Here is a 25,528-nt window from a genome sequence, read left to right as displayed (position 1 = left end):
ACGGCTTATATATTGCCATATTCTTGGGCATTCGTCTTGTGGTTGTTTTTTGACAATGCAAAATTTCGTAGAAAGTTCACATATATTATTTTAATTGATTTATTTAATGTGAATTAATCAATTTTTCTTATTTATGGTTTTGGTTAGTATAGATGTAGTTTCTAATGAGGACCAACTCATGCAAAAACCATTTACACAACTTGGACAGCTGCAAAATCTGATCCGTCAATTTACCCCTAACTGGTTTACTGTCAGTATGGGAACAGGTGTGGTGGCGCTTATTGTATCAGAGTTTCCGATTTTAAAGTCATTCACATGGTCGTTCGGCACAACGCTTTGGTATCTCAATATTGCGCTTTTTGTACTTTTTACTGTGCTTTATGGACTGCGGTGGGTATTTTATCCGCATGAAGCTAAACAGATTTTTCAGCATCCGATGATGAGTTTGTTTTTAGGCACTATTCCGATGGCACTGGCGACGATTCTAAATGGCTGTTTAAAGTATGGGCAGCCGATTTATGGAGATATTGCGGTTCATGTCGCCAAGAGCCTTTGGTACGTAGATGTGCTCCTTGCACTATTGGTGGCATGGGGTGTTCCTTTTGTCATGTATCAGCGTCAGCAACATAGTTTGAGCAATATGACAGCAGTTTGGTTGTTGCCGATCGTGGCCTGTGAGGTTGCAGCCAGCAGTGGAGGCCTATTGCTGGGGCATTTGCCAACAGATGGTCATGCTGTTGCGATTTTATTGGCTAGCTATGTCCTTTGGGGTATTTCTGTTTTACCTGCTTTTGCTATTTTAACGATTTTAATGTTGCGTTTAGTCTTACATAAACTACCCGAAAAAGAGCTGGCAGTCAGCAGTTGGTTGGCTTTGGGACCGATCGGTACGGGGGCTTTGACTTTATTGATTTTAGGACAGCAAGCACCGACAGTTTTGGTGAGCATAGATTTGGTTGAAATGGGTCAGCTTTTTCAATATGCAGGAATTTTCGGTAGTCTCATTCTGCTCGGTTTTGGGTTATGGTGGTTAGGCATTGCCGTGATGACCACTTTACACCATGCCAAACAGGAATTACCTTTTAACCTCGGCTGGTGGGGACTGACATTTCCGTTGGGCGTGTACACCCTCGCGATTCTTAATTTAGCGCAGCAATTGAATTTAGCTTTCCTCTACGCTGTTGGCTATGCCTTTGCTGCCATTCTGCTGATACTTTGGTGTTTAGTTGCAAGCAAAACCGCGCATGGTTTTTATCAAGGCCATTTGTTTTTTTCACCCTGTTTAAAAGCCTATTTGGAACAGCATTAAAGTCAGTGAAAATGCTATTTTTTACTTAGATCAAAATGCTGGATACGATTTTGGGTCGTGGTGTTTAAACTACTTTTCTTTCGGATAGATTTGCTTTCTAATGGGCTGAATGAAGTCTGTTATTTGAGTATGTTATGTCAGATGTTGCACTGATCATGGCTTTGCCGAATGAATCCAAAGGATTATTTGAACAAGCAGGGATTGAAGTTCATTACAGTGGTGTGGGTAAAGTCAACGCGGCCTATAAAGCATTTGAAGTGATTCAAAAAACAGGTTGTAAAACCCTGATTAATTTAGGTACCGCAGGCAGTAGTTATTTTGATCAGCATGAGCTGATCGAAGTTTCTCAATTTGTACAGCGTGATATGGATGTTTCACCACTCGGTTTTGCGGTCGGCTTTACACCATTTGACAGCATGGACCCCGCTGAAATTCATTTGGAGCCTTTTTTTCAGCAGTTACGCACAGGTATCTGTGGGACTGGCGATAGCTTTGAAACAGGAACACCCAAAGTCGCGTGCGACTTGGTGGATATGGAAGGTTATGCCTTGGCAAAGGTTTGTAAAAAGCTCGATGTACGTCTGATTTCAGTTAAATATATTTCAGATGGAGCTAACGACACTGCTCATTTGGATTGGGAAGACAATCTACTATTGGGCGCTCAGAAATTATTGAGATTATTTGAAAGTATCTGAGGCTTTGATTTTGTCTTTTTAAATTTGGCGACCATAGAGTGCTATGGTCGTATGCCAAAACTATTCAGGTTTGAATAAGTCAGACGGAGTTCTTGGGATTACACCATATAACATCATATGTACAGTGTGTTGAATTACACGCTGTTGCATACTACGGTTACGTAGGGTTTTACCTGTCACCATTTCCATTTGTGTGGCAAAGTCAGCATAGTTTTGTGTCAAAGCCCAAATATTCAAAATGAGCAATTCAGGATCAATTGCTTTTGAAATTTTGCCTTGTTCTTGCCAATTGCTAATCACTTTAGCTTTACGTTTGACCAATTTCTTTAGAGGCCCTTTGAGGATTTCCAGAATATGTGGAGCACCTTGAATGACTTCTAGCGCAAATAAGCGTGAGGCTTTAGGTTGAGTCCGAGAAACCTCAATCTTTTGCAATAAGTAGTTGGTGATCGCTTCTTCTGGCTCTAAGTCCGCTTCTAGCATTTGCAGTGGCGCTAACCACTTTTGCAGAACCGTCGTTAAAACTTCAACGTACAAAGCTTCTTTATTTTCATAGTAATAGAAAATATTCGATTTGTGCATCTCAGCAATCTGTGCGATCTCATCTAAACTCGCTCCATTAAAACCATAGAGTGAAAAGACATCTAGTGCAGCATTCAGCAGCTGGTGGCGTTTTTGAGTACTCTTTTTCTGTTCCATTCGCTAATTTAAAAAACAATAAAAAGGGGGAAGGACAAATTGTACGGCAAATCATCAGACTTGTGCACAAAGTGGAAATTTAATTTTTTGAATAATGATCATTTATTCTGTAGATTGACTAATAAATTGCGATAAATTCTAAAACTTGTCCAATAAAATATCATTATGTAAAAACTATTTTGTATCACAGACACGAAATAATGGATTTTTTTCAGGGGTGTTTTGTAAAAATAACGTGAAATTTCACTTTTTAAATATGTAAGTGTTTGAAATACATGAGCGTCTCATATTTTCACGCCTGTGCAAAAAGATCCTTAGCACCATGCTAAGGATATTGAATAAAGTTAGGTGGCCAGAACGGCATTTAATACTTGCTGTTCAAGTGAGTTAAAAGCGACATCTTTGACCCGGGGACGGGGTAGGTTGACTTGAAACTCTTTGGCAATATGACCACGGTCTAACAAAATAATTCGATCTGCCAGTTGAACGGCTTCGCTGACATCATGCGTAACTAAGATGGCGGTAAAACCTTGTTCCGTCCATAATTTTTCAATCAAATTCTGCATGTCCAAGCGAGTGAGGGCATCCAATGCACCTAAAGGTTCATCCAGCAGTAAAATCCGTGGCTTATGGGATAAAGCCCGTGCTAAGGCAGTGCGTTGGCGTTGTCCCCCAGAGAGCTGCGAAGGCCAGAGCCCCGCTTTGTCTTTAAGCCCGACTTTTTCCAACAGACTAGAGGCATTGGCATGTTGTTCTTTGGCTAAGCCCAGTTGCACATTTTTTTCTATAGAGCGCCATGGCAGTAAACGTGGATCTTGAAACATCACACGAATATCGTCTGCGGTAATCCCTTCGCGGAGGTGTCGTGCGGATTTAAACTTAATTTCACCATAGCTTTGTTGTTCTAAGTTGGCAATCAGACGCAGTAGCGTACTTTTACCACAACCACTACGTCCGACAATGGCTAAAAACTCACCTGGCTGAATATGCAGGTCTAAGTCTTCAAGAACTTTAACTGAACCATAAAACTTATGCAGTTGTTCAATAATAATTTCGGCCCCAAGCACCGCTTGAGGGTTAATGTCTTGATTATGATTTGGCTGCGATGTAATAGTGGCATGGCGACCAAGGCTTAAATCAGTCATCTCAGACTCCTTATTTTTGGTATCCTGCATGCCAACGCAGCAGGTATTTTTCTAATGTGACGGCCAGTACATCAGCCAGTTTTCCAAGTAGGGCATACAGTAAAATACCCACCAAGACGATGTCAGTTTGTAAAAATTCACGTGCATTCATGGTCATATAACCAATGCCCGCTTGTGCAGAAATGGTTTCGGCAACGATCAGTAACACCCACACCAAACCCAGTGAAAAGCGCAGACCAACCAAAATAGAGGGCATCGCGCCGGGTAAAATAATTTCTTTATACAGTTGCCAACGGGTCAAGCCATAGCTTTTCCCCATTTCAATCAGTTGCGGATCTACCGAACGTATGCCGTGATAGGTGTTGATGTAAATGGGGAAAAACACCCCGACCGCAACCAAGAACAGCTTGGCGCTTTCATCAATTCCGAACCATAAAATCACCAATGGAATAAGTGCCAGTGCGGGAATATTTCGGATCATCTGTAGGGTGGTGTCGAGCAGGGTGGACGCCATTTTCGATGAACCATTTAACAAACCCAGAAATAGCCCTAAACCGCCACCCACCAATAAGCCGAGTAAGGCACGGCCTGCACTGACTTGCACATGCTTCCATAGTTCACCACTCAGTAGCAGGTGCCAGAAAGCGCTAACCACTGCGGTAGGTGCAGGTAAAATGCGACTTTCTAAGAGTCCTGTGCTGGAAGCAATTTGCCAAAGCACAATTAAGCCGATAGGAAAGAGCCAAGGCAGCAATAGCTGCCCCAACTGGGTTCCACGTGAAACCTTTTCCTGCTGGAGGGTTTGCACTGAAACGATTTTGGACATTAGGCAGGCTCCTGAATCGCTTTTGTTTTTTTGTTTTCATCAGGTGTGTAGTTGTTTGCCACAATCTCACCAAAGGGACCTGTTAAATTTGGTTGTGCTAACTTTGCTTGAGTTTCAAGTGGCAGGAGTGGGAACACTAACTCGGCAAAACGAATCGACTCTTCAAGATGTGGATAGCCTGAGAAAATAAAGGTACTGATGCCCAAGTCAGCATATTCTTGAATACGCGCTGCAACTGTTTCAGGGTCACCGACCAATGCCGTACCTGCACCCCCACGAACCAGTCCTACACCAGCCCAAAGGTTGGGAGATACTTCAAGTTTACTGCGGTCACCATTGTGTAGTTCGGCCATGCGACGTTGGCCGACCGAGTCCATGCTCTTAAATTTTGCCTGTGCTGCAGCAATGGTGGCATCATCGACATATTGAATGAGCTCTTCTGCCGCTTGCCATGCTTGTTCATTGGTTTCACGTACAATCACATGCAGACGGATACCATAGTTGAGCGTACGGCCTTTGGCCTCGGCTTTGGCACGTACAGTGTCAATTTTTGCTTTGACTGCCGCAGGAGGTTCTCCCCATGTCAGATACGTGTCAACCTGATCCGTCGCCAACTCGATGGCATCATCCGATGAACCGCCAAACCAAAGTGGAGGGTAGGGTTGTTGTACAGGTGGATACAGCAGTTTGGCATCATCTACGTTTAGACGTTCGCCGTGAAAGCTAAAGCTTTCACCTGTATGGGAGCGGGTTAAAATCTCACGCCAAATTTTGACGTATTCATTGGCGGTTTTATAGCGAGTCGAGTGGTCTTCATAAACACCATCGCCTTGCAGTTCTTTTTCATCGCCACCTGTCACCAAGTTCAATAAAACTCGACCATTGGAGAGACGGTCAAAGGTGGCTGCCATCCGTGCAGCCAGTGCCGGAGTGGTTACGCCTGGACGTAATGCAACCAAGAATTTTAATTTTTTCGTGGCATCAATCAGACTGGCTGCGGTCAACCATGGATCTTCACATGAACGACCCGTTGGAATCAGTACACCTTCATAACCTAAATTATCCACGGCAACCGCAATCTGTTTCATATAAGCATGGTCCACTTGACGAGCACCTTTGCTGGTACCTAAGTAGCGACTGTCACCGTGAGTTGGGATAAACCAGAAAATTTTCATTTTTAAAAATCCTTAGATAGAGTCGTTTAAGGTTTGCTCGGTGCAACCCAAACGGTACTTTGAACTTGAATGTGTTTCGGAATGAGCTGGACTTGTTGGAACAAATCGGCAATCTGTTGTTGGGCTTGTACCACTTCAGGCGTCAGGGTTTGAATCGGAGAAGGTTTCAGACGTTTGTCGATGACCCGTTGAGCAATAGAGGGCTGTAAACCCGTACTTTGGGTATAGACCGAAAGTGCTTGAGCTTGGTTTTTCAGCACCCATTGATCGGCCTGATTCAAGCCGTGGATGAATTGAGCGGTCGCTTCAGGATAGGCCTGAATAAATTTTGGATTGCCAATATAAAAAGAATAGGTTTGTGGAAATGCTGTACCATCAATCAAAACTTTGGCATGTGCATCTTGTTCTGCTGCACTGAGGTAGGGTTCCCAAATGGCCCATGCATCAATGGATTGTTTATCAAACGCGGCACGTGCATCCGCAGGGGGTAGCCAAATCGGTTGAATGTCCTGCCAGCTGAGTCCTGCTTTTTGTAAGATTTTCGCCAACAACTCATGTGCGCTTGAGCCACGCTGAACGGCAATGCGTTTGCCTTTTAAGGCTTGAATTGAACCAATGCTACTATTTTTAGGAATTAACAGGGCTTGAGAGTTAGCGGGTACTTGTTCGTAGCCGACATAACTGAGTGCTTTGTCAGCAGCTTGGGCAAAGATCGGTGGGGTATTGCCCACAGCACCAAAATCGACAGCACCAACGGATAAAGCTTCTAACATTTGTGGACCAGCAGGAAATTCTTTCCATTCAATTTTGGCTTGAGGAAATTGCTGCTCAAATAATTTTTGCTCACGCGCGACCAATAGGTTCAAAGACGACTTTTGGTAGCCAATCGACAGTGTTTTAACTGGAGCTGTTGCCTGTTTTTCTGGCGTGTTCGGTGCTGCTGTGTCTTGCTTTTGGCATGCCCCGAGTCCAAGACTCAAGCTAACGATGCCAATACTAGAAACTGTTTTCAGTGTTTTCATAATGATCTCTATATTTTTATTTAATAATGGCAGCGTCAATATTCAGCTTGTTTGGAATGAGTTTTTGTTGATAGAAAGCATCGGCAACGTACTGCTGTTTTTTTGCGACTTCGGCTGAAATGGGTTGAACGCCAAAGCCCATACGACCAATCGAGCTTTGTAAAATGTCTAAAGACAAGCCCGTCGGTTTTTCTAGCAATTGGGCAGCTTGTTGTTGATTTTGTTTAACCCACTGTGTTGTGGTATTTAATTCTTTCACGACTGTTTTTAAGACTTCTGGGTGAGCTTCCGCAAACTTACGATCGGCCAAATAGAACTGATGATTACTCACCAAGTTTTCTCCAGTAGCAATCACACGTGCCGAAATTTGATGTTCAGCGGCCGCAAAGAAGGGATCCCAAATGACCCATGCATCGACTGCACCTCGTTCAAACGCAGCACGTGCATCTGATGGGGGTAGATAGACTGCTTCAATATCAGAAAGTTTGAGGTTATTCGCTTCTAATACTTTAAGTAGCAGGTAATGCACATTTGAACCTTTGTTGAGTGCGATCCGCTTACCTTTTAGGTCTTGAATGCTTTGAATTTTCGAATCTTTTTGTACGATTAGTGCTTCTGCTTTGGGTGCTGCTGGTTGGTTGGCAATATAAACCAAGTTAGCGTTCGCGGCTTGAGCGAAAATTGGAGGGGCTTCACCTGCTTCACCAAAGACCACACTGCCGACATTTAAACCTTCGAGGAGCTGTGGACCTGCGGGAAACTCAACCCATTTGACTTGGACATTTTGTGCTTTAAGCGCCGTTTCTAAAGTGCCTCGCTCTTTGACGATTGGCAAAATGCCATATTTTTGAAAGCCAATATTCAGTGTGACGGTTTCAGTCTCTTTTTTTCCACATCCAGATAACATCATGGCACCCGCGACTGTTGCAGCAAGAACGCTTGTTTTGATCCAGAACTTTGCTTGAGAGGTGCTCATGTGTTTCTTAACTCCAAATAAATAAAGTGGTGAGTTGGTGAACACATACGCTAAAGGGCTTTTCTTTTCAGAAAAAATAAGAAATCAGGCTTTAGACATGAAAAAAAAAGATAAAAACAAAAGTGCAAAACTTATGTGAAAATGAGCAATATAAAAAACATAAAATATAAAATTTATTAAGATTAACTTATTGATATTTATTATTTAAAATGTATTTTTATTTTTTGAATAAGCTTAGTCTTTCACGCTATATGGACTTGAGTGATTGGGGTGGTATTTTCTCGATAAAGATATGAGAAATAAAGATATCCATAATCCTGCAAAAGCCACTTAAAGTGGCTTTTTAAAGACCAGTGAGTTGCGCTGATAGTTGTATAAGGCTTGGCGGGCATTGGGAAGTTCATCGACATTGGCGGTTTCAAAGCCATGTTCTAAGAACCAATGTGCAGTACGTGTGGTCAGTACAAACAACTGCTGAATCCCCATACTGCGGGCTTTACCTTCGAGATAATGCAAAATTTGGCTGCCGCGATTAGATTTGCGATAACTCGGATCGACTGCAACACACGCAATTTCAGCACTGTGTATTTCACCTTCCGCCGCTGGTAGTGGGTAGAGGGCAGCACAGGCCAAGATCATGCCATCACGTTCAATCACGGCAAATTGACCAATTTCGTTTTCGAGACGTTCACGTGAGCGATACACCAAGATACCTTCTTCTTCAAGCGGACGTAATAGGTTAATCAGCCCGCCGACATCCTGAATGTTGGCCATACGGACTTCTTCATAATGGGCATCGGTAATCATGGTGCCTGAGCCATCACGCGTGAAGAGCTCTTCAACCAAGGCACCATCATAAGCATAGGAAATGAGATGGACCCGATGTACGCCATGCGTCGAGGCCTTTTTGGCACCACGTAAATGTAAGGCAATGTCTGGATTAGAGTCTTGATATTTCTCAATTTGTGCATCGAGTTTGTGTGGAGAAATTTCGCGTTGCAACTGACCATGTTCATTGAGCAGACCATGTTGCTTGCCCAAGAAAATTAACTTGTCTGCTTTAAGATGAATCGCCGTACGGGTTGCCACTTCTTCTGCCAGCAGGTTGAATACTTCGCCTGTGGTGGAGTAGCCAGTTGGCCCGAGTAGCACAATATTGTGGTTATCCAAATGGCGTTGAATGGCATCGGTATCGACCGTACGGACTTCACCTGTTAACTGAAAATCGACCCCATCGCGAATGCCATAGGGCTTGGCTGTAACAAAATTCCCTGAAACCACATCAATGCGTGCACCATACATCGGTGAGTTGGCCAACCCCATCGACAGTAAGGCTTCAATTTGCAAACGAATTGAGCCTACCGCGTTCATCACGCAACTTAGGGATTCTCGCGTGGTCACGCGGCGATGTTGATGAAATGGTGTTTGTAGCTGGCTTTGTTTTAGATTGTGGTTAATTTGCGGACGTGCGCCATGCACCAAGATCAGACGAATCCCGAGTGAATGCAGTAAGGCAATATCGTGAATAATATGTTGAAAGTTATCATGCTGAACGGCTTCACCATCAAACATGATTACAAAGGTTTTATTGCGGTGAGCATTGATATAAGGCGCAGAATGTCGAAACCAATGCACATACTGCAAAGTTGTACTGTGATGTGTTTCGATGGAATTTGCGTGCATGCCTGTCTCAAAATGAACTGCTTAGCATGATTTTAATCAAAAATTGCAGAAGGGGAAGTCTTAAATAGAAAAACACCTGATGCAAAGATCAGGTGTTTGATTGGCTTGCCGAAATGAATGGCTGATTAGTTAATAATGCGGAGAATACGGTTATTACGCTCATTGACGAGGACATAGTCGCCATTGATCTTGTACCACTGTTGGTAACGCCCTGTGTTGGGTAGGCGACGCGCTTCGCGGTTACTGACATGATAACGTGATGAATCATAACTTCGGGGAAGATATTGACCTGAGCGCCAGTCTCGGCTCGGGTTGACACGGCTGTTTTTATAGCGGTCGTTTGTATTAGAGCGGTGGTCATTACGTTGATCCCAACGCGAGTCATGATCATGAGAGCGATTATAATCCTGAGGTGCTGCCATGGCAGATGTTGTTATGAGTGCACCTAAAGAGAGGGTGATTACAGTCAGAATTTTTTTCATTGCTTTCATCCAGTATTTATCTTGTTTCGATGATTCAAAATTAGCGAACAACTCTAGAGAAAGCGTGAGGGCTATTTAGGTGAATTGTGAAATGTATGAAGAGACTGAGGAGATTGTTATTTCTTTGAAATATTGTCCATTACAGGGTTTTAGACATAAAAAAACCTGAAAAACATCTTTTATACTCCGCTTCACTATCATCTCTAGACCCCAGTCTAAAATTGTGTGAAAGCGAATAAAAGTATGATGATTCAGGTTTAAATAGTGGATTTGCGGTGCAAGATCAACGAGGAAATTAAAGTCCCATGATACGCAAAATATTGTTGCTATCCGCATCGACTAAGATGTAGTCATTATTAATTTTGTACCATTGTTGGTTACGGTTTGGTTTAGGGAGATTATGCTCTTTGTATTCGACCTTATAGCCATTACCACGGTAATGCTGTGGCATCACATAACCTTGTTGCCATTTATGCTGTTGCAAACGTTTGACACCCCGTTCTTCACGCATACGTCGACGGTCTTGTTGATCATCGTCATCTGAACCACGAAAGTCTCGACCACGTGATTCATTGCCAAAGCGTGGATGGTCGTTGTCAAACTGAGGGGCAGCAGTACTGAGACTACTTGCCATCAAAGCACTGAAAGAGATTGCCAATACTGTCAAAATCTTTTTCATGTTGAATCCTCATTAGGGTAATTTCACTCTTTCCTATAATGTACGAAAAAAATGCAGAGAAACTGTGAAGATAAATTGGGCATTTATTAACAAATGCAGAGATATTAAGAAGATTATGCCTAATTTTGACCGTTAATTAAATCACCAATTGATTCAAAGTCTAAAGCAATGGGTCAAATATTTCTGTTTTTCTGCATTGTGGTATTGCATCGCTTGGCCTTGCTGAAGAAAGCAAAGGCGATTATTTAATACCATTGCTTGGTCAGATTTTGCAATGAAAAAATCGCGTTTACAACGGATTCGGCTTGAACTGCATCCTCCAAAGCCGAAATTAAGCTTTCAGGCAGTTGTAAATTGTGGATATGACGAATGGTGTCATGTTTACGTTGTACATCAGTCATGCTGAGCCCTGATTTTAAGTTCTTGATGAATCAGAATGATAAATAGGAAATTTGAATCTTAAAAACCGAATATTTTTATTAAAATAATTTAAAAATACGATTTAAAGTAGAGGAAGAGCCAAGTTAAAAATGCAACTTGGCTGGTTCGGCCTAATAAGCGTAGTTGAGGTCGGTATAATCGCTTAATGATTTCTGCACATGGGCTTGGATAAATTCATGTACATCGGCTGCGGTCATTGCTTCCCCATTTTTACGAATGGCATGCTCAATGTCGGGCTGACCTTCAATTTTAATCCTATAAACAAAATTTTTCTTCGTTTGATATTGGTCGTCGTTTTTTGCAATCACGGTGACATAGTGGTAGCTATGTTCAAAGTTTAAGTCGGTATGAGAAAAAACAAACTGATCAAAGAGTTTCAGAGTCGCACCATTTTCCAGTGCTTGCAGTTCTTTGACAATACTGGCTTCAAACTTCATTCCATATTTTTCTGAAATCGGTTGTTGGTCAATCAATAGACTCACCATCCCATCTTCAGTGGGTTGTACGGTGATGTTGCTCAAGTCCGTCATGGCATGCTCTTAGCAAATAGAATTGGACATCAGTATCCGCAAAAATTGGGAAAAGACAAGCGCTGCCAAAGTCTAAAACATTCTATATGAACACAAAGCCAAAGTTTGATGCATAAAAAAGGAAGCCGAAGCTTCCTTTTAAATGAACGATTTTAGTCTTGTGCATCAATACTTTGACCATTCATATGCAAACTGTCATCGCCCATCAAGTACAGATAGGCAGGCATGATATTTTCAGGTGTGGGCAATGTTTTTGGATCTTCATCAGGATAGGCTTTGGCACGCATCGCTGTGCGGGTCGCCCCCGGATTGATACAGTTAAAGCGGATATTCGGTGCGGTATTTTCTTTGGCGAACAGTTGACTGACCGCTTCAATCGCGATCTTAGACACGGAATATGCGCCCCAACGTTCACGCGTTTCGCGCCCGACACCTGAGCTGGCAAAAACCACAGAGGCATGCTCAGATTTTTTCAGGAGGGGCATTAATTCTTGAGTCATAACGAATGGCGCACGTAAGTTGACCGCCATCACGTCATCCCAAACATCGACAGGATAATTTTCCAGTTCAGTACGCTCACCTAAAATACCTGCATTATGCAAAATGCCATCTAAGCGCCCAAACTGACGTTCTAGGGTGTCGACCAATAATTCATAGTCACGAGGAGAGGCACTTGATAGCTGCAAGGGTAAGATTGCAGGTTGCGGCGCACCTAAGCCTTCAATTTCATCATAAATGACTTCGAGCTTATTTAAGGTACGCCCATGCAGCACCACGGTTGCGCCGTGTAGGGCATAACTTAATGCAGCAGCACGACCAATACCATCGCCCGCACCTGTAATTAAGATGATACGATCTTTGAGTAGATCGGGGCGAGGTTGATATTCTGAATATTTCATCATTACCTCCTCGTTATTGTGATTTTTTAATTGTGATCAAGTCAGTGAGCTTGCTTTTGATGTCTGGTTGACAAGGGACTGAATGACCTCATCTAACTCAGCTACATTCTTCACTATACAATCTGCTTGCCAAGCTGTTAAGTCATCTTTGTGCGCGAATGGTAAATAGCCATAAGCGGCCAAAATGGTATACATCTGCGCGTTACGACCTGCATCTATATCACGTGGATGATCCCCAACGTAAATACAGTTTTCAGGTGCAATTGCAATCTGTTGGGCTGCCAAATACATCGGTTCAGGATCAGGCTTGGTTTTGCTGACATCCTCTGGGCAGACCAAAACAGCGCAGCGTTTTGTCAAATCCAGCGCGTCTAATAATGCTTCACTGAGCCAACGTGGTTTATTGGTGACAATGCCCCATGGAATTTCTTGGTTTTCAAGTTTTTCAAGTAGCGGATACATGCCAGTAAATAGGTCGGTATCTACCGCAATATCCGCCCCATAGGTGTCTAAAAAACGCTGACGATGTGCCAGAAAAATTGGGTCTTCGACTTCCAGTTCGGGATAAACCAATTTCACCATAGCCCGTGCGCCTTCAGAGACTTGACTACGGATCAGGTTTGCATCGACCACAGCAACACCTTTTTCACGGCACATGTTTTGAATAATGCGAATAAAGTCGGCAGCCGTGTCGATCAGTGTGCCGTCAAGGTCGAATAAGACGGCTTTCATGCAGCACCTTCTTTGACAGTGTAGACCATATAGTTGACGTCGACATTCGGCGCTAACCAATAGCGTTTGGTCAATGGATTGTAATGTAAACCCGTCATGTCTTTTAGTTTGAGTCCAGCACCGCGAATATCATGTGCAAGCTCTGATGGTTTAATGAATTTATGATAATCATGGGTGCCTCTCGCTAACATACGCAGTACATATTCAGCACCAATAATGGCAAACAGATAGGCTTTGGGATTACGGTTGATGGTTGAAAAGAACACATGACCACCTGGTTTAACCAGTTTATGGCAGGCTTCAATGATTGAAGCTGGATTAGGTACGTGTTCCAGCATTTCCATGCAGGTCACGACATCGTATTGTCCCGCGTGTTCTTCTGCGAGCTGTTCAACTGGAACTTGGCGATACTCGATATGCTTAACACCTTCTTGCTCTGCATGTAAACGCGCCACATTCAGTGGGGCTTCGCCCATATCAATACCAAGAACATCTGCACCACGACGTGCCATACTTTCAGCCAAAATGCCGCCACCACAGCCGACATCAAGGACTTTTTTCCCACTGAGTCCACCAGCATGCTCATCAATCCAGTTTAAGCGTAATGGATTGATCATATGTAAAGGACGGAACTCCGAGTGCTGATCCCACCATATGGCAGCAAATGCTTCAAATTTGGCAATTTCTTGTGGATCAACATTCAGTTGCGACATCATCGTCACCTCAATCAGGTTGTAATATTTAAAAAAATTCAATAGGGCTTAGTGTAGCGTTTATTCTGGAAAAAGCGATAAAAGCCTGAAAAAAGTTCACAGAATGAAAACGAATTTGGCATATTTGATTTATAGTATTTGCATAAACTTATCATAATGATTTTGAGGACAATAAGTTCAATGAAAAAACTCCTTTTGAGTGGACTAGCAACCGCTGTTTTCGCTATTTCTGGTAGTGCTTTGGCTGCAAACTTTGTAGCAGGTCAGGACTATACTGTGGTACCAACGCCAGTACAGGTCGAAGTACCTGGAAAAATTGAAGTGCGTGAGTTCTTCTGGTATGGCTGCCCACACTGCTTTAAACTTGAACCGCATATGCAGACTTGGTTAAAGAAATTACCTAAAGATGTACGTTTTGTACGTACACCAGCAGCGATGAATCCACTTTGGGAGCAGGGTGCTCGAGCTTATTATGTGTCTGAAGCTTTAGGTGTGCGCAAGAAGACACACCTTATGTTATTCCATGCGATTCATGATCAAAACCAGCCAATTTTAGAACAACCTGCTTTAGCTAAGTTCTATACTCAATTTGGTATTCCTGAAGCGAAATTTAATAGTACGTATAAGTCTTTTGCGATCACTTCAAAAATTGCTCAAGCGCAAGATTTAGCGAAACGTTATCAACTGAGTGGTGTCCCTGCGGTCACAGTCAATGGTAAGTACATTGTTCAGGGCGAAAATGAGAAAGTTGTGCAAGTTGTAGAATATCTCATCGAAAAAGAACGTACGGCAAAATAATGAGCGTATAGCTTGCCCCATAAAAAAGCCTGCTGATGCAGGCTTTTTTATAGGGTGACAAAATTTATTGCACACTTGATGCAGGCTGTAATAAATCCTCATAACGCAGATCAATTTTTCTTAAAGTTTTTAAGCGCCAAAGTTGGTGACGAGCCTCAGCCTCATAGCCATTGAAAGCCAAGAGTTTAGCAAACTTGGTTAAATCATAAGGAATCGGGTAGTTCAACACCATTTCCTCATAGTCCCGAATTTGCTCAGGGCTGACTTTACTATACGGATTTAACTGAATCCATTCGATACGACGGTTAAACTCAGACAGCAGTAAAATTTGATCGTGATTGGTAAATTTTTCAGGTGTTTTTTCATAACGAGAGGCTTGATTCAGCTTCGGCACCATCAGTTCATAATCACGGATAATAAGTCCGACCAAGATCACACAGACTGTAAATACCACTGGCATAACATAACTTGCTACGGTCCATGTTTTTACTTTTTGCTGGGCTTGAATAATCCCGAGAATAAAGCCGAAAGGCAACAAGAAATAGGCATAGAATAAAGGAAATTCGAGCATCGCATGAATGAGTACAGCCCCTACCATGAGCAAACCCACCACAGATTCGGATGAAGTTGCATGCTTTTGTAGTTGATAACCCCAATAGCTTATGTAAGCAAAAAATGGAACTGCAATCAGTAGACCATTCCATAAAATGAAGTCGAGAATGAAGTTGTGCGCACTTTTCACCCAAACTGGACCTTGGAACTGATCACTAATCAATGTGTAAGCGACACTGGTTTGATGCCAACCATAGCCAAACCAAGGGCGTTCTGCGATTGCATGTAGCATTTGCTGCCAAATGGCAAGACGTGACATATCCCCCTTGGTTGCTCGAGCAACGACATCGCGAGTTTGTGTGACATCAACATTAGAAAGTTGAGCCAACAACTGGTTGAGCTGAGGAGTTAACACAATTAAAGAAACAAAGAGCACAAACCATGCAAGAGCACTATACCATTTGAGTTGTAGTGTGCCTTTGTATTGTTGATAGAGTAAATACAGTAGTACACAAATACTCGCGACCCATGATGTGCGAGATTGACTCAGTGCGACAGCAAACAACATCAGTACGGCACTGCTGCAGAGAAGAAGAGTATTGAATTTTTTCTTCTCAAATAAGTAAAGAGTACCCAGTAAGGACAGAATTAAGAAGCTTGCCATATTATTCGGCTGAGCGAAGTTGGCATACGGGCGGTCACCTTTTAATATGGTCATCCCCGGTATTTTCTGTTCAATATTGAGCCATTGGCAGATGGCAATCAGAGCAGTGACCACACCAACCAACCAAAAAACCGTACTTAAACCAGCAAACAATTGTTCACGCGCGAGCGGTCTTTGACTGAGGTTAAAACCTAAAACAATACTGAGCCAAAAGGCAAAAATGTATAGGCCGCACATCAACGCTTTGCTGAAAAAGAACAGCTCACCAAAGCCGTACTGTATAAAGGGTACAAGGCTTAAGAGCAATAGAGGTAGTGTGATCTTGGGGAATAAAATTTTTTCTTTTAGAAACAGTGCAGAAAGCGTAAATAATGACAAAAAGGCAAACAGCTCACCTGTATAAGTGACCCATGGTCGATAATGAATGGGCAAAAGCCATGCTAAGGCCATACATACACTGGCAGCTAAAAAAAGAAAAAAACGCATAAGAGGTACAGATGAAAAAACTGGCTCTATGATAGTGAAAAAGCGTCTAAGTTTGAGCAAACAGTGTTAAAAAATTTGTAATGTATTAAAACATCATTCTAGCTGGAGTTTAATGCAGTGTCGGGTTGGCTTGTTCTGTTTGTATTGTTGGTCGATGCCAATTGGAAATACCACGAAACATGAGTTGAATCTGTACCACTGTTTGCATTTTAAAGTCATGTTGTTGCTGTTGTAATTGTACTGATGGTAGATCTCGGCTAAAACCAATCCAACGCATGGCCCAGTTAAAAGAGGCATTCATTAGAATATTGGCTAAAACGTTAAGGTCTTTTGAATCGCGGATATGCTGCATACTTTCAATACGGGTGAGAGCATAGGCAAAGTCGTCGATTAAAAACGTGATCTCTCGTTCGATGGCTTTACGAACCAATGTTGAGCCTCCCCAACGCTCGCCGATGAGAAAGATCCATTGTTCGGGGTGTTGCTCAACGGCATCAAAGAATAAATCGAGGCTGTGCTCAATGGTTGCATGTGGGCGGTAAACATAGCTTTGACCTAATTGGGTCAGCACATTTTTGATATGTAAGGCAGCTTGGTCGACCAGTTCAAGCCCTAGTTCATCCAAATCACTAAAGTGTCGATAAAAGGCGGTTGGCACTAAACCGACTTGACGGGTAACTTCACGGAGACTGATCTGACTAAAGGAGCGACCAGAGGTGCTGAGCTGTAAGGCTGCATTGAGCAATGCTTGGCGACTTTGTTGTTTGCGCTCTTCACGAATCGACATAGATGTGGCCTCAAGCTCATTTGTCTTTTAGTTTAACAAAGAATCAAGATCTAAAGTGAGGTTGGCGATCAATTACAAAAGCGAGCTTGTGGAGCAAATGCTTTGGCTTTGCTTCTGCTATACTATGCGCCAATCAACTTAGTCAGATGAAGGACGTATTATGCGTATCGACCAACGAGCATTAGATCAATTACGTGATGTTACTATTACGCGTAACTATACACGTTATGCAGAAGGTTCGGTATTGGTTGAGTTTGGTCATACCAAAGTTCTTTGTACTGCGAGCATTGATAATTCAGTTCCGCGTTTTTTAAAAGGTAAAGGTCAAGGTTGGGTAACAGCAGAATATGGCATGTTGCCACGTTCAACCCATACCCGTAGTGACCGTGAGGCGGCACGTGGTAAGCAAAGTGGTCGTACTCAAGAAATTCAACGTTTGATTGGTCGTAGTTTACGTGCCATGGTGGATTTAAAGAAACTCGGTGAAAATACGATTACCATTGACTGTGATGTGATTCAAGCAGATGGTGGTACGCGGACTGCTGCAATCACTGGTGCTGCGGTAGCCCTTATTGATGCGATGAATACGCTGCTTGAGAAAAAGAAAATTAAGCAGGATCCACTCAAAGGTTTGGTTGCTGCCATTTCAGTCGGTATTTTCCAAGATGAAGTGCTTTTAGACTTGTGTTATGAAGAAGACTCAAACTGCCAAACAGATTTAAACGTGGTGATGACCCAAGCAGGTGAGTTTATTGAGATTCAAGGTACAGCGGAAGATAAACCATTTACCCGTGTACAGTGCAATGCCATGTTAGAAATGGCCGAAAAGGGCATTCAAGAATTGGTGAAAAAACAACAGCAAGCACTGGGCTGGTAAGTTTTCACGCAAAAAAACGCACTATCTAGTGCGTTTTTTTATGGCGTGTTGACTGAATGCAATCTTTTCAAATTAAGCATTAAAACGCATGGAAAGATCGACGGCTTTGACATCTTTGGTCAACACACCCATCGAAATATAATCCACGCCTGTGGTTGCCACTTCACGTAAGTTGTCAATGGTGATGTTGCCTGACGCTTCCAATTTACAACGTCCTGCGACATGCTTGACAGCATCAATCATTTGTTGCTGGCTAAAGTTGTCTAACATCACGATATCCGCTTGGGCTTCTAATGCTTGGTCTAATTCAGCCCATGTTTCGACTTCGACTTCGACAGGTTTGCCCGGGGCAATTTGATGCGCTTTGGCAATCGCCTGAGCAATGCCACCAGCTGCCATGATGTGATTTTCTTTTATTAAAAAAGCATCGAATAAGCCTAAACGATGGTTTTGCCCCCCGCCGATCGCGACTGCATATTTTTGTGCAATGCGCAGACCCGGTAGTGTTTTACGGGTATCTAGCAACTTTGTATTTAAGCCGTCTAACTGTTTGACATATTCAGCCGTTTTAGTTGCTACTGCAGACAGGGTTTGTACAAAGTTGAGCGCAGGGCGTTCAACCGTAAGTAAGCTGCGTGCTGAACCCGCCAGTTTAAAAAGGGTTTCATTGGCACGAACCAGATCGCCATCGTTTTTTAGCCACGTGATTTGTACACTCGAATCAAAAGCTGCAATTAATGCATTGACCCAAGGTTGACCTGCAAGAATCATGTCTTCACGGCTAATAATGGTCGCAGTTGCTTGCTCATCTTCAGGCGTCAAAAGTGCCGTAATGTCGCCATCACCGATGTCTTCTTGTAATGCCTGTTGAATATTCAGTTGAATAGATTGTTCAAGCAGTTGCTGCGATATGCTCATCCGATTGTCCGTATCTTTATAGAAGCCATGAAAATTGCGCAATATATTAGCATTTTTCCTGAAAAGGCGTAAAAATTTCTAAAACGAAACACCATAGATTTGTGAAATGATAGGGAAAGATTTAGCATGGACAACAAAGCAAAAATATTGCCCGAAGGGCGCAATGGGTTTAAGGAATAAAAATATGCAAGGCATTCCATCGTTTCAAGTGCAAGCTGGTCAATTGCAGGGAGCGAGACAAATCCCATCGCCTAATTTTAACGCACGTCCTGCAGATGCTGATATTCAACTGATTGTCATTCATAATATCAGTTTGCCCCCCTCACAGTTTGGTGGTGGCTATATTGAACAATTTTTTCAAAATCAATTGGATTGGTCAGTACATCCATATTTTCAAACTATTCAAGGCATGCAAGTCTCAGCACATTTACTGATTTTAAGAGGCGGGGAAGTCTTACAATTTGTTAACTTTCATGACCGTGCATGGCATGCAGGGCGTTCGAGTTATTTGGGCAAAAAAGAGTGCAATGATTATTCGATTGGCATTGAGCTTGAGGGCAGTGATGACATGCCTTTTGAAGATGCCCAATATGAAGCATTGGTACATGTGACTGCCTGCTTACAGCAAACCTATCCTCAAATTCAACAGCATTTGGCGGGGCATTCCGATATTGCGCCAGGTCGAAAAACGGATCCTGGCCCATTTTTCGATTGGTACAAATATAGAAGCCGTTTGCAGCAGTTAAAAAGTCAATAAATTGAGTGCAGACAACAACATTAAACAATCAAATATTCGCTGAAGTTTCATTACAATAGCGGCAAATGAAAAACTAGGTGGATACGATGGCGCTGTGGCGGTCAACCGTAATTGTAAGTGCAATGACCATGCTTTCTCGGGTCTTGGGTTTGGTACGAGACATTGTTTTGCTGAATGTCTTTGGTGCGGGTAAAGATTTCGATACTTTTGTGGTGGCCTTTCGTATACCGAACTTCTTTCGTCGGCTGTTTGCTGAGGGGGCATTCTCTCAGGCGTTTATTCCAGTACTGACCGAATATAAAACTGGGCGTACCCATGCGGAAGTTCAAATCCTGATTAGCCGTGTCTTTGGTTGTTTGATGACGATCATGACAGCTCTAACTTTCTTGGCTATGGTCGCGGCGCCTGCCGTATTGTATATTTATGCACCGGGCTTCCATGCTGACCCTGAGAAGTTTGATCTTGCAGTTTCGATGTTCCGCCTCACTATTCCTTATTTATTGTTTATGTCGCTGACAGCCTTTGCCAGCAGTATTCTAAATAGTTATGGTTCCTTTGCTTCACCCGCATTTTCACCAGTATTGCTGAATGTTGCGATGATTGCAGGAGCATGGTGGTTGACGCCGTATATGGCGGAGCCGATTATGGCACTCGGTTGGGCAGTGATTGCTGCGGGTGTATTGCAATTAGCGATCCAAATTCCTGAACTTTGGCATAAAAAATTACTGATTCCGCCGAAAGTCGATTTTAAACATGAGGGTGTAGATCGCATCATGAAATTGATGTTGCCTGCACTATTTGGTGTTTCTGTTACGCAAATTAACTTACTTCTAAACACCATTTGGGCTTCGTTTATGCAAGATGGTTCTGTGTCTTGGTTATATAGTGCAGAGCGTATGACTGAATTGCCTTTGGGGTTGATTGGGGTGGCGATTGGTACGGTAATTTTACCGGCATTGTCGACCCGTCATGCAGAGCAAGATATGTCGAAGTTTCGTGGCATGATGGATTGGGCTGCGAAGGTGATTGTTTTGGTTGGCGTGCCTGCCAGTATTGCACTGTTTATGTTATCGACCCCTATTATTCAGGCCCTATTCCAACGCGGACAATTTACCCTTGAAGATACTCAAATGACGGCTTTAGCGTTGCAGTGTATGAGCGCCGGGGTGATTTCATTCATGTTGATTAAAGTCTTTGCACCTGGGTTTTATGCACAACAAGACACCAAGACTCCTGTCCGTGTGGGGCTAATGGCCGTTGCTGCGAATGCGATTTTAAACGTAGTGTTTATTGGTTTCTTTAAATTGATTGACTGGCATGCAGAGCATATGGCACTGGCTTTAGCGTCTTCTGGGTCTGCACTTGTAAATGCAGGAATGTTGTATTTCTACCTACATAAGCGTGATATTTTCCGTTTTGGTGCTCACTGGAAAAAACTGTTTATTCAGTTTGGTATTTCTAACGCCGTGATGATTGCGGCATTGTGGTACGGACTGACTTGGTATAATGGCGAAATGTCACAGTGGATTCGCGTTGCTGAAGTGGTTGGGCTGTGTGTGGTCGGTGCAGTGGCTTATGCCGTTGGTTTATTCATTACGGGTTTTAGACCACGCCATTTAAAGCATGAAGCATAAAACAAAAAGCACTACTTGATTTTATGCTGCAAGACCAGTGAAGCGCGTAGCTTAAAAAAGCATGGCTTGATTTGAGAATAGATTGTAATTCATAAAAAGCGTAATCAATAAAAAGCCTGATCACATGTCAGGCTTTTTATTTTATCTATAGAATTATTTTGCCTAACTGCCTTAGTTTGGCAATACTGCAATCAGTTCCACATCAAAAATCAGCGTGCTGTTCGGTTCAATTACATCACCTGAACCAATTTGACCATAACCCAGTTTAGATGGAATAAAGAAACGGTATTTCGCTCCTTCTTTCATCAGTTGCAAACCTTCAGTCCAACCTTGAATGACTTGGCTGACTTGGAATTCTGCAGGCTGTTGGCGGGCAATCGAACTGTCAAAAACCGTTTGATCAATCAAACGTCCTTCATAATGGACTTTGACTCGACTGTTGGCCTTGGGTGACTTGCCTTGACCTTGTTGTAAAACCATATATTGCAGTCCTGAAGCTGTAGTTTTCACCTCAGGTTTTTTTGCATTCTCAGCTAAAAATGCTGCGCCAATTTTGGCATTTTTGTCTGCCAATTGTTTGACTTCTAATAATTGTTTCGCTTCGGCTTGACGCTTATATTGGGTGAGTACACGCGCCATATCTTCATCACTTAATGAGGCAGTTTGGCCTTTAGATGCTTCTCGTAACCCTTGGACAAAAGCATCTATATCTAAATCTTGAATAGACTCTGCATTACTGCGACCCATCAAATAACCAAAGCTATAACCGACCTGTTGATGAACACTACTTTTATTGGTGATAGGCGCCGCGAAAAGAGGAGTTGAAAGGAACAAGCCACAGAGTAATGTTGTTTGAATTTTCATAAATTGTTCTCAATAAAAACAGGAGAGCAAAAGCTCTCCTTGAGTTGGCATTGTTATTTTACTTTGATCAGTTCTACATCAAAAATAAGTGTGCTGTTGGCTGGGATCATACCGGGTACCCCTTGTGGACCATAACCTAAGTTAGACGGGATATAGAGGGTCGCTTTGCCACCTTCTTTCATCAGTTGTAAACCTTCAGTCCAACCTGGAATGACTTGATTCAATGGGAACTCAATTGGCTCGCCACGCTCAATTGAGCTGTCAAAGACTTTACCATCGACCAACTGGCCTTTGTAGTGTACCGTCACTACCGAGTTTGCATTTGGTTGCTTGCCTGTACCTTCTTGGGTGATTTTGTACTGTAAGCCTGAAGCTGTAGTTTTCACCCCAGGTTTTTTTGCATTTTCAGTTAAGAAATTATCGCTAGTGGTCTGTGCTTGTTGAGCAACATTAGCCTGTTTTTGTTGCATTTCTTGTTGGAACTGTTCATAGGCTTGTTTTAATTCTTCTTCTGTATACGCGGGTTGGCTACGGGCATGACCTGCGCGAACACCGGTGACAAAACTGTTAATGTCGAGTTCTGGTGGGGTTTGATGAGCAACTTCATAGCCTAGTGCATAGCTAATTTTTTCTACGGCAGATGCATTTTTTGAAACTTGCGCTTCAGCCGAAGCAGGGTGTTGAGATGCATAATAAACGGGAACAAGTGCAGCACCGCCTAGAAGAACAGCTACAGCAATCGGTAAGGCTTTACTCATGTGAAATTTTTCCTAATTCTATTACATTCAAAAAGTTTTCAGCATCTTAGCAGACTTCATGAATCACGTGTTTTGTACCTAGAGTACATTTCCAAATTAATATATGCCGAAGTCCTTAAAAAAACTATAAGGATTTGAATATATAAACGTTTGTCATACAAAATAAAAAGCCAGAACTGTCATTCTGGCTTTTTATCGGCTAATAGCTGTCTTTAGTCTGATTCTTTATTGGCTTTATAAGCATAAGCATAATTGTAGCCATAACCTGAACCAGCTGTACGTTGAATGTCATTCAGAATGAAGCCATTGACTTTAACACCTGCTTGTTCAAAGCGATTGATGGTTAACTCAAGCTCTTTCATTTGTGTTTTCGCATAACGCGCAATCACTAAATTAACGCCTGTATATTGAGAAATAATAATCCCATCCGTTACAGCCAGTACTGGTGGTGTGTCGATGATCACATGATCGAACTTTTCAGACAGTTGTGCCAAGACGTTCTTAAACTGAGCCGAGCTTAAGAGTTCAGATGGATTGGCTGGACTTTTACCTCTGGAGATGACGCTTAAGCTAGGTACTTCAGTATTTCGAATCACTGTCTCTAAGCTGTGTTGGCCATTGAGTAATTCAGTGAGACCTGGTTGAGTGTCGTAGTTAAAGTATTTATGTAAATATCCACGACGTAAGTCAGCATCTACAATCAAAACACGTTTATCGCTTTGCGCCAAAATTGTGGCTAAGTTGGTCGAAATAAAAGATTTCCCGACTTCTGGTGCTGGGCCTGAAATCATAATCAGGTTATTTTTTGCAGAACTTAAAGCAAAATGAATGGCGGTACGCATACTACGTAAGCTTTCAATCGCAATATCATCACTGTTTTTAACAGCCAAAATAGGAATATTCTTTTTCTTCTTCAAAATATTGATGCGACTTTCTTGCACGGGTGAACGAGGGACTGTTGCATACACAGGTAGATCCAGCTCATTTTCAATTTGAGCGGAGTCTTTAATGCCTGAGCGCATCATATTGCGTAATAATGCTAACAGCGTACCAAGGAAACCACCGACAAAGAGCGATAAAATTAGAACGATAAGTGTCTTTGGCTTAACTTTTTCAAAAGGCTTAACGGCTGTATCGACAATACGTACATTACCAATCTCACCAGCATTTGCAATTTTCAACTGTTGATAGTTGTTTAGCAGAGCAGTGTATTGTTCTGAATTTACTTTAACATCGCGATAAAGCTGTAAATATAAGCGCTGGGTTTCTGGAAGTTGTTTCAAAGCTTGATTTAACTGTTCTTTTTTACCAGTCAACTCTTTCAACTGAGCATTAATTTCTGCCATTAAAGGGTGATCATTGGTATATTTTGCAGAAAGTTCAGCTTGTTTTTGCTTGAGCTCAATCATTAAGCGTTCAAGCTCAATATTTTGCTTTAATAACAGTTCAGATTCTTGGGTCACATCAATGGTGTTGTATTTTTCACGGAATCTATTGAACTTAATCTCAGAATCTTCGAGTTGTTGCTTAAGTAAAGGTAATTGTTTATCTAAGAAAGCAAGTGTTTGCGTTGATTCTAGGGACTTTCTTTCAATGTTTTGTTTGTGATAGACACTCAGAATATGATTCAGAACTTTGGTAATGTGTTCTTTATCAGTACCTTGGTAGTTTAAACCGATTACACCTGTCATTTTTCCACGTTCGGCCACACCATAATTTTGCATGAGGTTTTTCATGGCTGAAGGTAAAGAGTATTTTGTGAGTCCAAGTTCGTAAGCAAGCTTATCTTTTTTGATTATATAGACTTCCCATAAGCCATACGGACTAGGTACTTGATTCTTGACATTGGTTTTGCCTTCAAGAACAACTTCATCTTCATATAAAAGTTGAAATGTACCTTGTTCATTGAACTTTAATTGAAGTGCTTTATCTTGATAAAAATCAGGAACTTTGAATTGTTTAATTTGGACTAAAGAAGATGGATTTTGATAAATTACTTCAGTCGGAGTGTATTCTACTGTTGACTTATTCTTTGAAATTAGACGATTAAATACTGAACTTTCTGAGTCAGTGATGTGGAGATCAAGATTTAAATCTTGAATCACTTGTCCCAAAACCATGCGAGATTTTAGGACTTCAATTTCAGCATCGGCTGGTGACTTTTGCCCCATCGCTCCTGAGAGTTGACTGAGCTCACCTAAAAGAGCAGCAGAGGCTGCGCTCTTACCATCTTCAACAAGAACGAGAGCGTCCGTGGAATAGACTGGTTGAGTGACTCTTAAATAAAGTAATGCACAAATTAAACTGAAAATAATACAAAGAGCAATGAGTTTCCACTGAGCAATCAGAGAAAAAAATAACTCTTTTAAGTCGATTGTATCTTCGCTAGTGCTAGAGTTTTGATTCATAATTTAATATCGTAATAAT

26 protein-coding genes are annotated in these 25,528 nt (G+C 42.2%); 6 read left to right on the top strand and 20 right to left on the bottom strand.

Translation table 11 applies throughout. The features are described 5' to 3' along the window. Positions 1-178 precede the first annotated feature (178 nt). Positions 179-1,309 (top strand): TDT family transporter, encoded by a 1,131-nt coding sequence (locus GBI16_RS08825; protein WP_151706928.1) that lies wholly within the window; start codon positions 179-181, stop codon positions 1,307-1,309. A 134-nt stretch (positions 1,310-1,443) separates the two neighbouring features. Continuing rightward, complete coding sequence (locus tag GBI16_RS08820) at positions 1,444-2,004, top strand: 5'-nucleosidase (RefSeq protein WP_110974409.1); 561 nt, start codon at positions 1,444-1,446, stop codon at positions 2,002-2,004. Positions 2,005-2,064: 60 nt separating this feature from the next. Here the strand turns inward: GBI16_RS08820 and GBI16_RS08815 are convergent, their stop codons facing one another. The 14 genes from GBI16_RS08815 to ubiG all read right to left on the bottom strand — a co-directional run bounded on the left by GBI16_RS08815 (position 2,065) and on the right by ubiG (position 14,006). Then, a complete protein-coding gene (locus tag GBI16_RS08815) occupies positions 2,065-2,703 on the bottom strand; it encodes a TetR/AcrR family transcriptional regulator (RefSeq protein WP_110974410.1) in 639 nt (212 codons plus the stop codon). 344 nt (positions 2,704-3,047) lie between these two features. After that, entirely contained in the window at positions 3,048-3,848 is an 801-nt protein-coding gene (locus tag GBI16_RS08810) for an ABC transporter ATP-binding protein (protein ID WP_110974411.1), read from the bottom strand. Positions 3,849-3,858: 10 nt separating this feature from the next. Further along, entirely contained in the window at positions 3,859-4,674 is an 816-nt protein-coding gene (ssuC, locus tag GBI16_RS08805; protein WP_110974412.1) for an aliphatic sulfonate ABC transporter permease SsuC, read from the bottom strand. Continuing rightward, entirely contained in the window at positions 4,674-5,849 is a 1,176-nt protein-coding gene (gene ssuD, locus GBI16_RS08800; RefSeq protein WP_151706927.1) for an FMNH2-dependent alkanesulfonate monooxygenase, read from the bottom strand. The genes ssuC and ssuD overlap by 1 nt, the downstream gene beginning before the upstream one ends. 26 nt (positions 5,850-5,875) lie before the next feature. After that, a complete protein-coding gene (locus GBI16_RS08795; protein ID WP_151706926.1) occupies positions 5,876-6,871 on the bottom strand; it encodes an aliphatic sulfonate ABC transporter substrate-binding protein in 996 nt (331 codons plus the stop codon). A 16-nt stretch (positions 6,872-6,887) separates the two neighbouring features. Beyond that, a complete protein-coding gene (locus tag GBI16_RS08790) occupies positions 6,888-7,847 on the bottom strand; it encodes a sulfonate ABC transporter substrate-binding protein (protein ID WP_110974415.1) in 960 nt (319 codons plus the stop codon). A 330-nt stretch (positions 7,848-8,177) separates the two neighbouring features. Then, positions 8,178-9,530: an amino-acid N-acetyltransferase gene (argA, locus tag GBI16_RS08785; protein WP_151706925.1), complete on the bottom strand. Its 1,353-nt coding sequence runs from the start codon at positions 9,528-9,530 to the stop codon at positions 8,178-8,180. Between the two features lie 125 nt (positions 9,531-9,655). Further along, complete coding sequence (locus GBI16_RS08780) at positions 9,656-10,012, bottom strand: RcnB family protein (RefSeq protein ID WP_110974417.1); 357 nt, start codon at positions 10,010-10,012, stop codon at positions 9,656-9,658. Positions 10,013-10,307: 295 nt separating this feature from the next. Next, positions 10,308-10,691: an RcnB family protein gene (locus GBI16_RS08775; RefSeq protein ID WP_110974418.1), complete on the bottom strand. Its 384-nt coding sequence runs from the start codon at positions 10,689-10,691 to the stop codon at positions 10,308-10,310. A gap of 245 nt (positions 10,692-10,936) precedes the next feature. After that, entirely contained in the window at positions 10,937-11,092 is a 156-nt protein-coding gene (locus GBI16_RS18665) for a hypothetical protein (protein ID WP_162900301.1), read from the bottom strand. 150 nt (positions 11,093-11,242) lie between these two features. Further along, positions 11,243-11,662: a hypothetical protein gene (locus GBI16_RS08770; protein WP_086210751.1), complete on the bottom strand. Its 420-nt coding sequence runs from the start codon at positions 11,660-11,662 to the stop codon at positions 11,243-11,245. Positions 11,663-11,814: 152 nt separating this feature from the next. Continuing rightward, complete coding sequence (locus GBI16_RS08765; protein WP_110974420.1) at positions 11,815-12,561, bottom strand: YciK family oxidoreductase; 747 nt, start codon at positions 12,559-12,561, stop codon at positions 11,815-11,817. Positions 12,562-12,597: 36 nt separating this feature from the next. Next, positions 12,598-13,293 carry an HAD family hydrolase gene (locus GBI16_RS08760; RefSeq protein ID WP_119064521.1) on the bottom strand — a complete coding sequence of 232 codons (696 nt, stop codon included), beginning with the start codon at positions 13,291-13,293 and terminating at the stop codon, positions 12,598-12,600. Then, on the bottom strand, positions 13,290-14,006 hold the full coding sequence (gene ubiG / locus GBI16_RS08755; protein WP_110974474.1) for a bifunctional 2-polyprenyl-6-hydroxyphenol methylase/3-demethylubiquinol 3-O-methyltransferase UbiG: 717 nt from the start codon (positions 14,004-14,006) through the stop codon (positions 13,290-13,292). The genes GBI16_RS08760 and ubiG overlap by 4 nt, the downstream gene beginning before the upstream one ends. A gap of 180 nt (positions 14,007-14,186) precedes the next feature. Between ubiG and GBI16_RS08750 the strand changes: the two genes are divergently transcribed. Continuing rightward, on the top strand, positions 14,187-14,804 hold the full coding sequence (locus GBI16_RS08750) for a thiol:disulfide interchange protein DsbA/DsbL (protein ID WP_151706924.1): 618 nt from the start codon (positions 14,187-14,189) through the stop codon (positions 14,802-14,804). A gap of 64 nt (positions 14,805-14,868) precedes the next feature. Here GBI16_RS08750 and GBI16_RS08745 read toward each other — a convergent pair whose 3' ends face one another. Both GBI16_RS08745 and GBI16_RS08740 read right to left on the bottom strand, forming a co-directional pair. Then, a complete protein-coding gene (locus tag GBI16_RS08745; protein ID WP_151706923.1) occupies positions 14,869-16,506 on the bottom strand; it encodes a PglL family O-oligosaccharyltransferase in 1,638 nt (545 codons plus the stop codon). Between the two features lie 109 nt (positions 16,507-16,615). Continuing rightward, positions 16,616-17,293, bottom strand: a complete 678-nt coding sequence (locus GBI16_RS08740; protein WP_086210728.1) for a TetR family transcriptional regulator — start codon at positions 17,291-17,293, stop codon at positions 16,616-16,618. 160 nt (positions 17,294-17,453) lie between these two features. Here GBI16_RS08740 and rph point away from each other — a divergent pair, with 160 nt between their 5' ends. Then, positions 17,454-18,170, top strand: coding sequence for a ribonuclease PH (gene rph, locus GBI16_RS08735; protein WP_086210727.1), 717 nt, complete (start codon positions 17,454-17,456; stop codon positions 18,168-18,170). 72 nt (positions 18,171-18,242) lie between these two features. Here rph and nadC read toward each other — a convergent pair whose 3' ends face one another. Further along, positions 18,243-19,088 (bottom strand): carboxylating nicotinate-nucleotide diphosphorylase, encoded by an 846-nt coding sequence (gene nadC / locus GBI16_RS08730; RefSeq protein ID WP_086210726.1) that lies wholly within the window; start codon positions 19,086-19,088, stop codon positions 18,243-18,245. 184 nt (positions 19,089-19,272) lie between these two features. On the opposite strand from nadC, the gene ampD reads away from it, so the two are divergent. Continuing rightward, positions 19,273-19,845 carry a 1,6-anhydro-N-acetylmuramyl-L-alanine amidase AmpD gene (ampD, locus tag GBI16_RS08725; protein ID WP_086210725.1) on the top strand — a complete coding sequence of 191 codons (573 nt, stop codon included), beginning with the start codon at positions 19,273-19,275 and terminating at the stop codon, positions 19,843-19,845. 77 nt (positions 19,846-19,922) lie between these two features. Beyond that, positions 19,923-21,479: a murein biosynthesis integral membrane protein MurJ gene (gene murJ / locus GBI16_RS08720; RefSeq protein WP_171405809.1), complete on the top strand. Its 1,557-nt coding sequence runs from the start codon at positions 19,923-19,925 to the stop codon at positions 21,477-21,479. A 171-nt stretch (positions 21,480-21,650) separates the two neighbouring features. Here the strand turns inward: murJ and GBI16_RS08715 are convergent, their stop codons facing one another. The 3 genes from GBI16_RS08715 to GBI16_RS08705 form a co-directional block, all read right to left on the bottom strand. Continuing rightward, positions 21,651-22,343 carry an FKBP-type peptidyl-prolyl cis-trans isomerase gene (locus tag GBI16_RS08715; RefSeq protein WP_119064511.1) on the bottom strand — a complete coding sequence of 231 codons (693 nt, stop codon included), beginning with the start codon at positions 22,341-22,343 and terminating at the stop codon, positions 21,651-21,653. A 53-nt stretch (positions 22,344-22,396) separates the two neighbouring features. Next, positions 22,397-23,101: an FKBP-type peptidyl-prolyl cis-trans isomerase gene (locus GBI16_RS08710; protein WP_151706922.1), complete on the bottom strand. Its 705-nt coding sequence runs from the start codon at positions 23,099-23,101 to the stop codon at positions 22,397-22,399. 212 nt (positions 23,102-23,313) lie between these two features. Continuing rightward, complete coding sequence (locus GBI16_RS08705) at positions 23,314-25,509, bottom strand: polysaccharide biosynthesis tyrosine autokinase (protein ID WP_151706921.1); 2,196 nt, start codon at positions 25,507-25,509, stop codon at positions 23,314-23,316. Between the last annotated feature and the right edge of the window lie 19 nt (positions 25,510-25,528).

Origin of the sequence: Acinetobacter sp. TUM15064 (assembly GCF_008980265.1) — a bacterium.
In the GTDB taxonomy this organism is placed as follows: domain Bacteria; phylum Pseudomonadota; class Gammaproteobacteria; order Pseudomonadales; family Moraxellaceae; genus Acinetobacter.
This window is presented reverse-complemented; position numbering and strand designations above follow the sequence as displayed.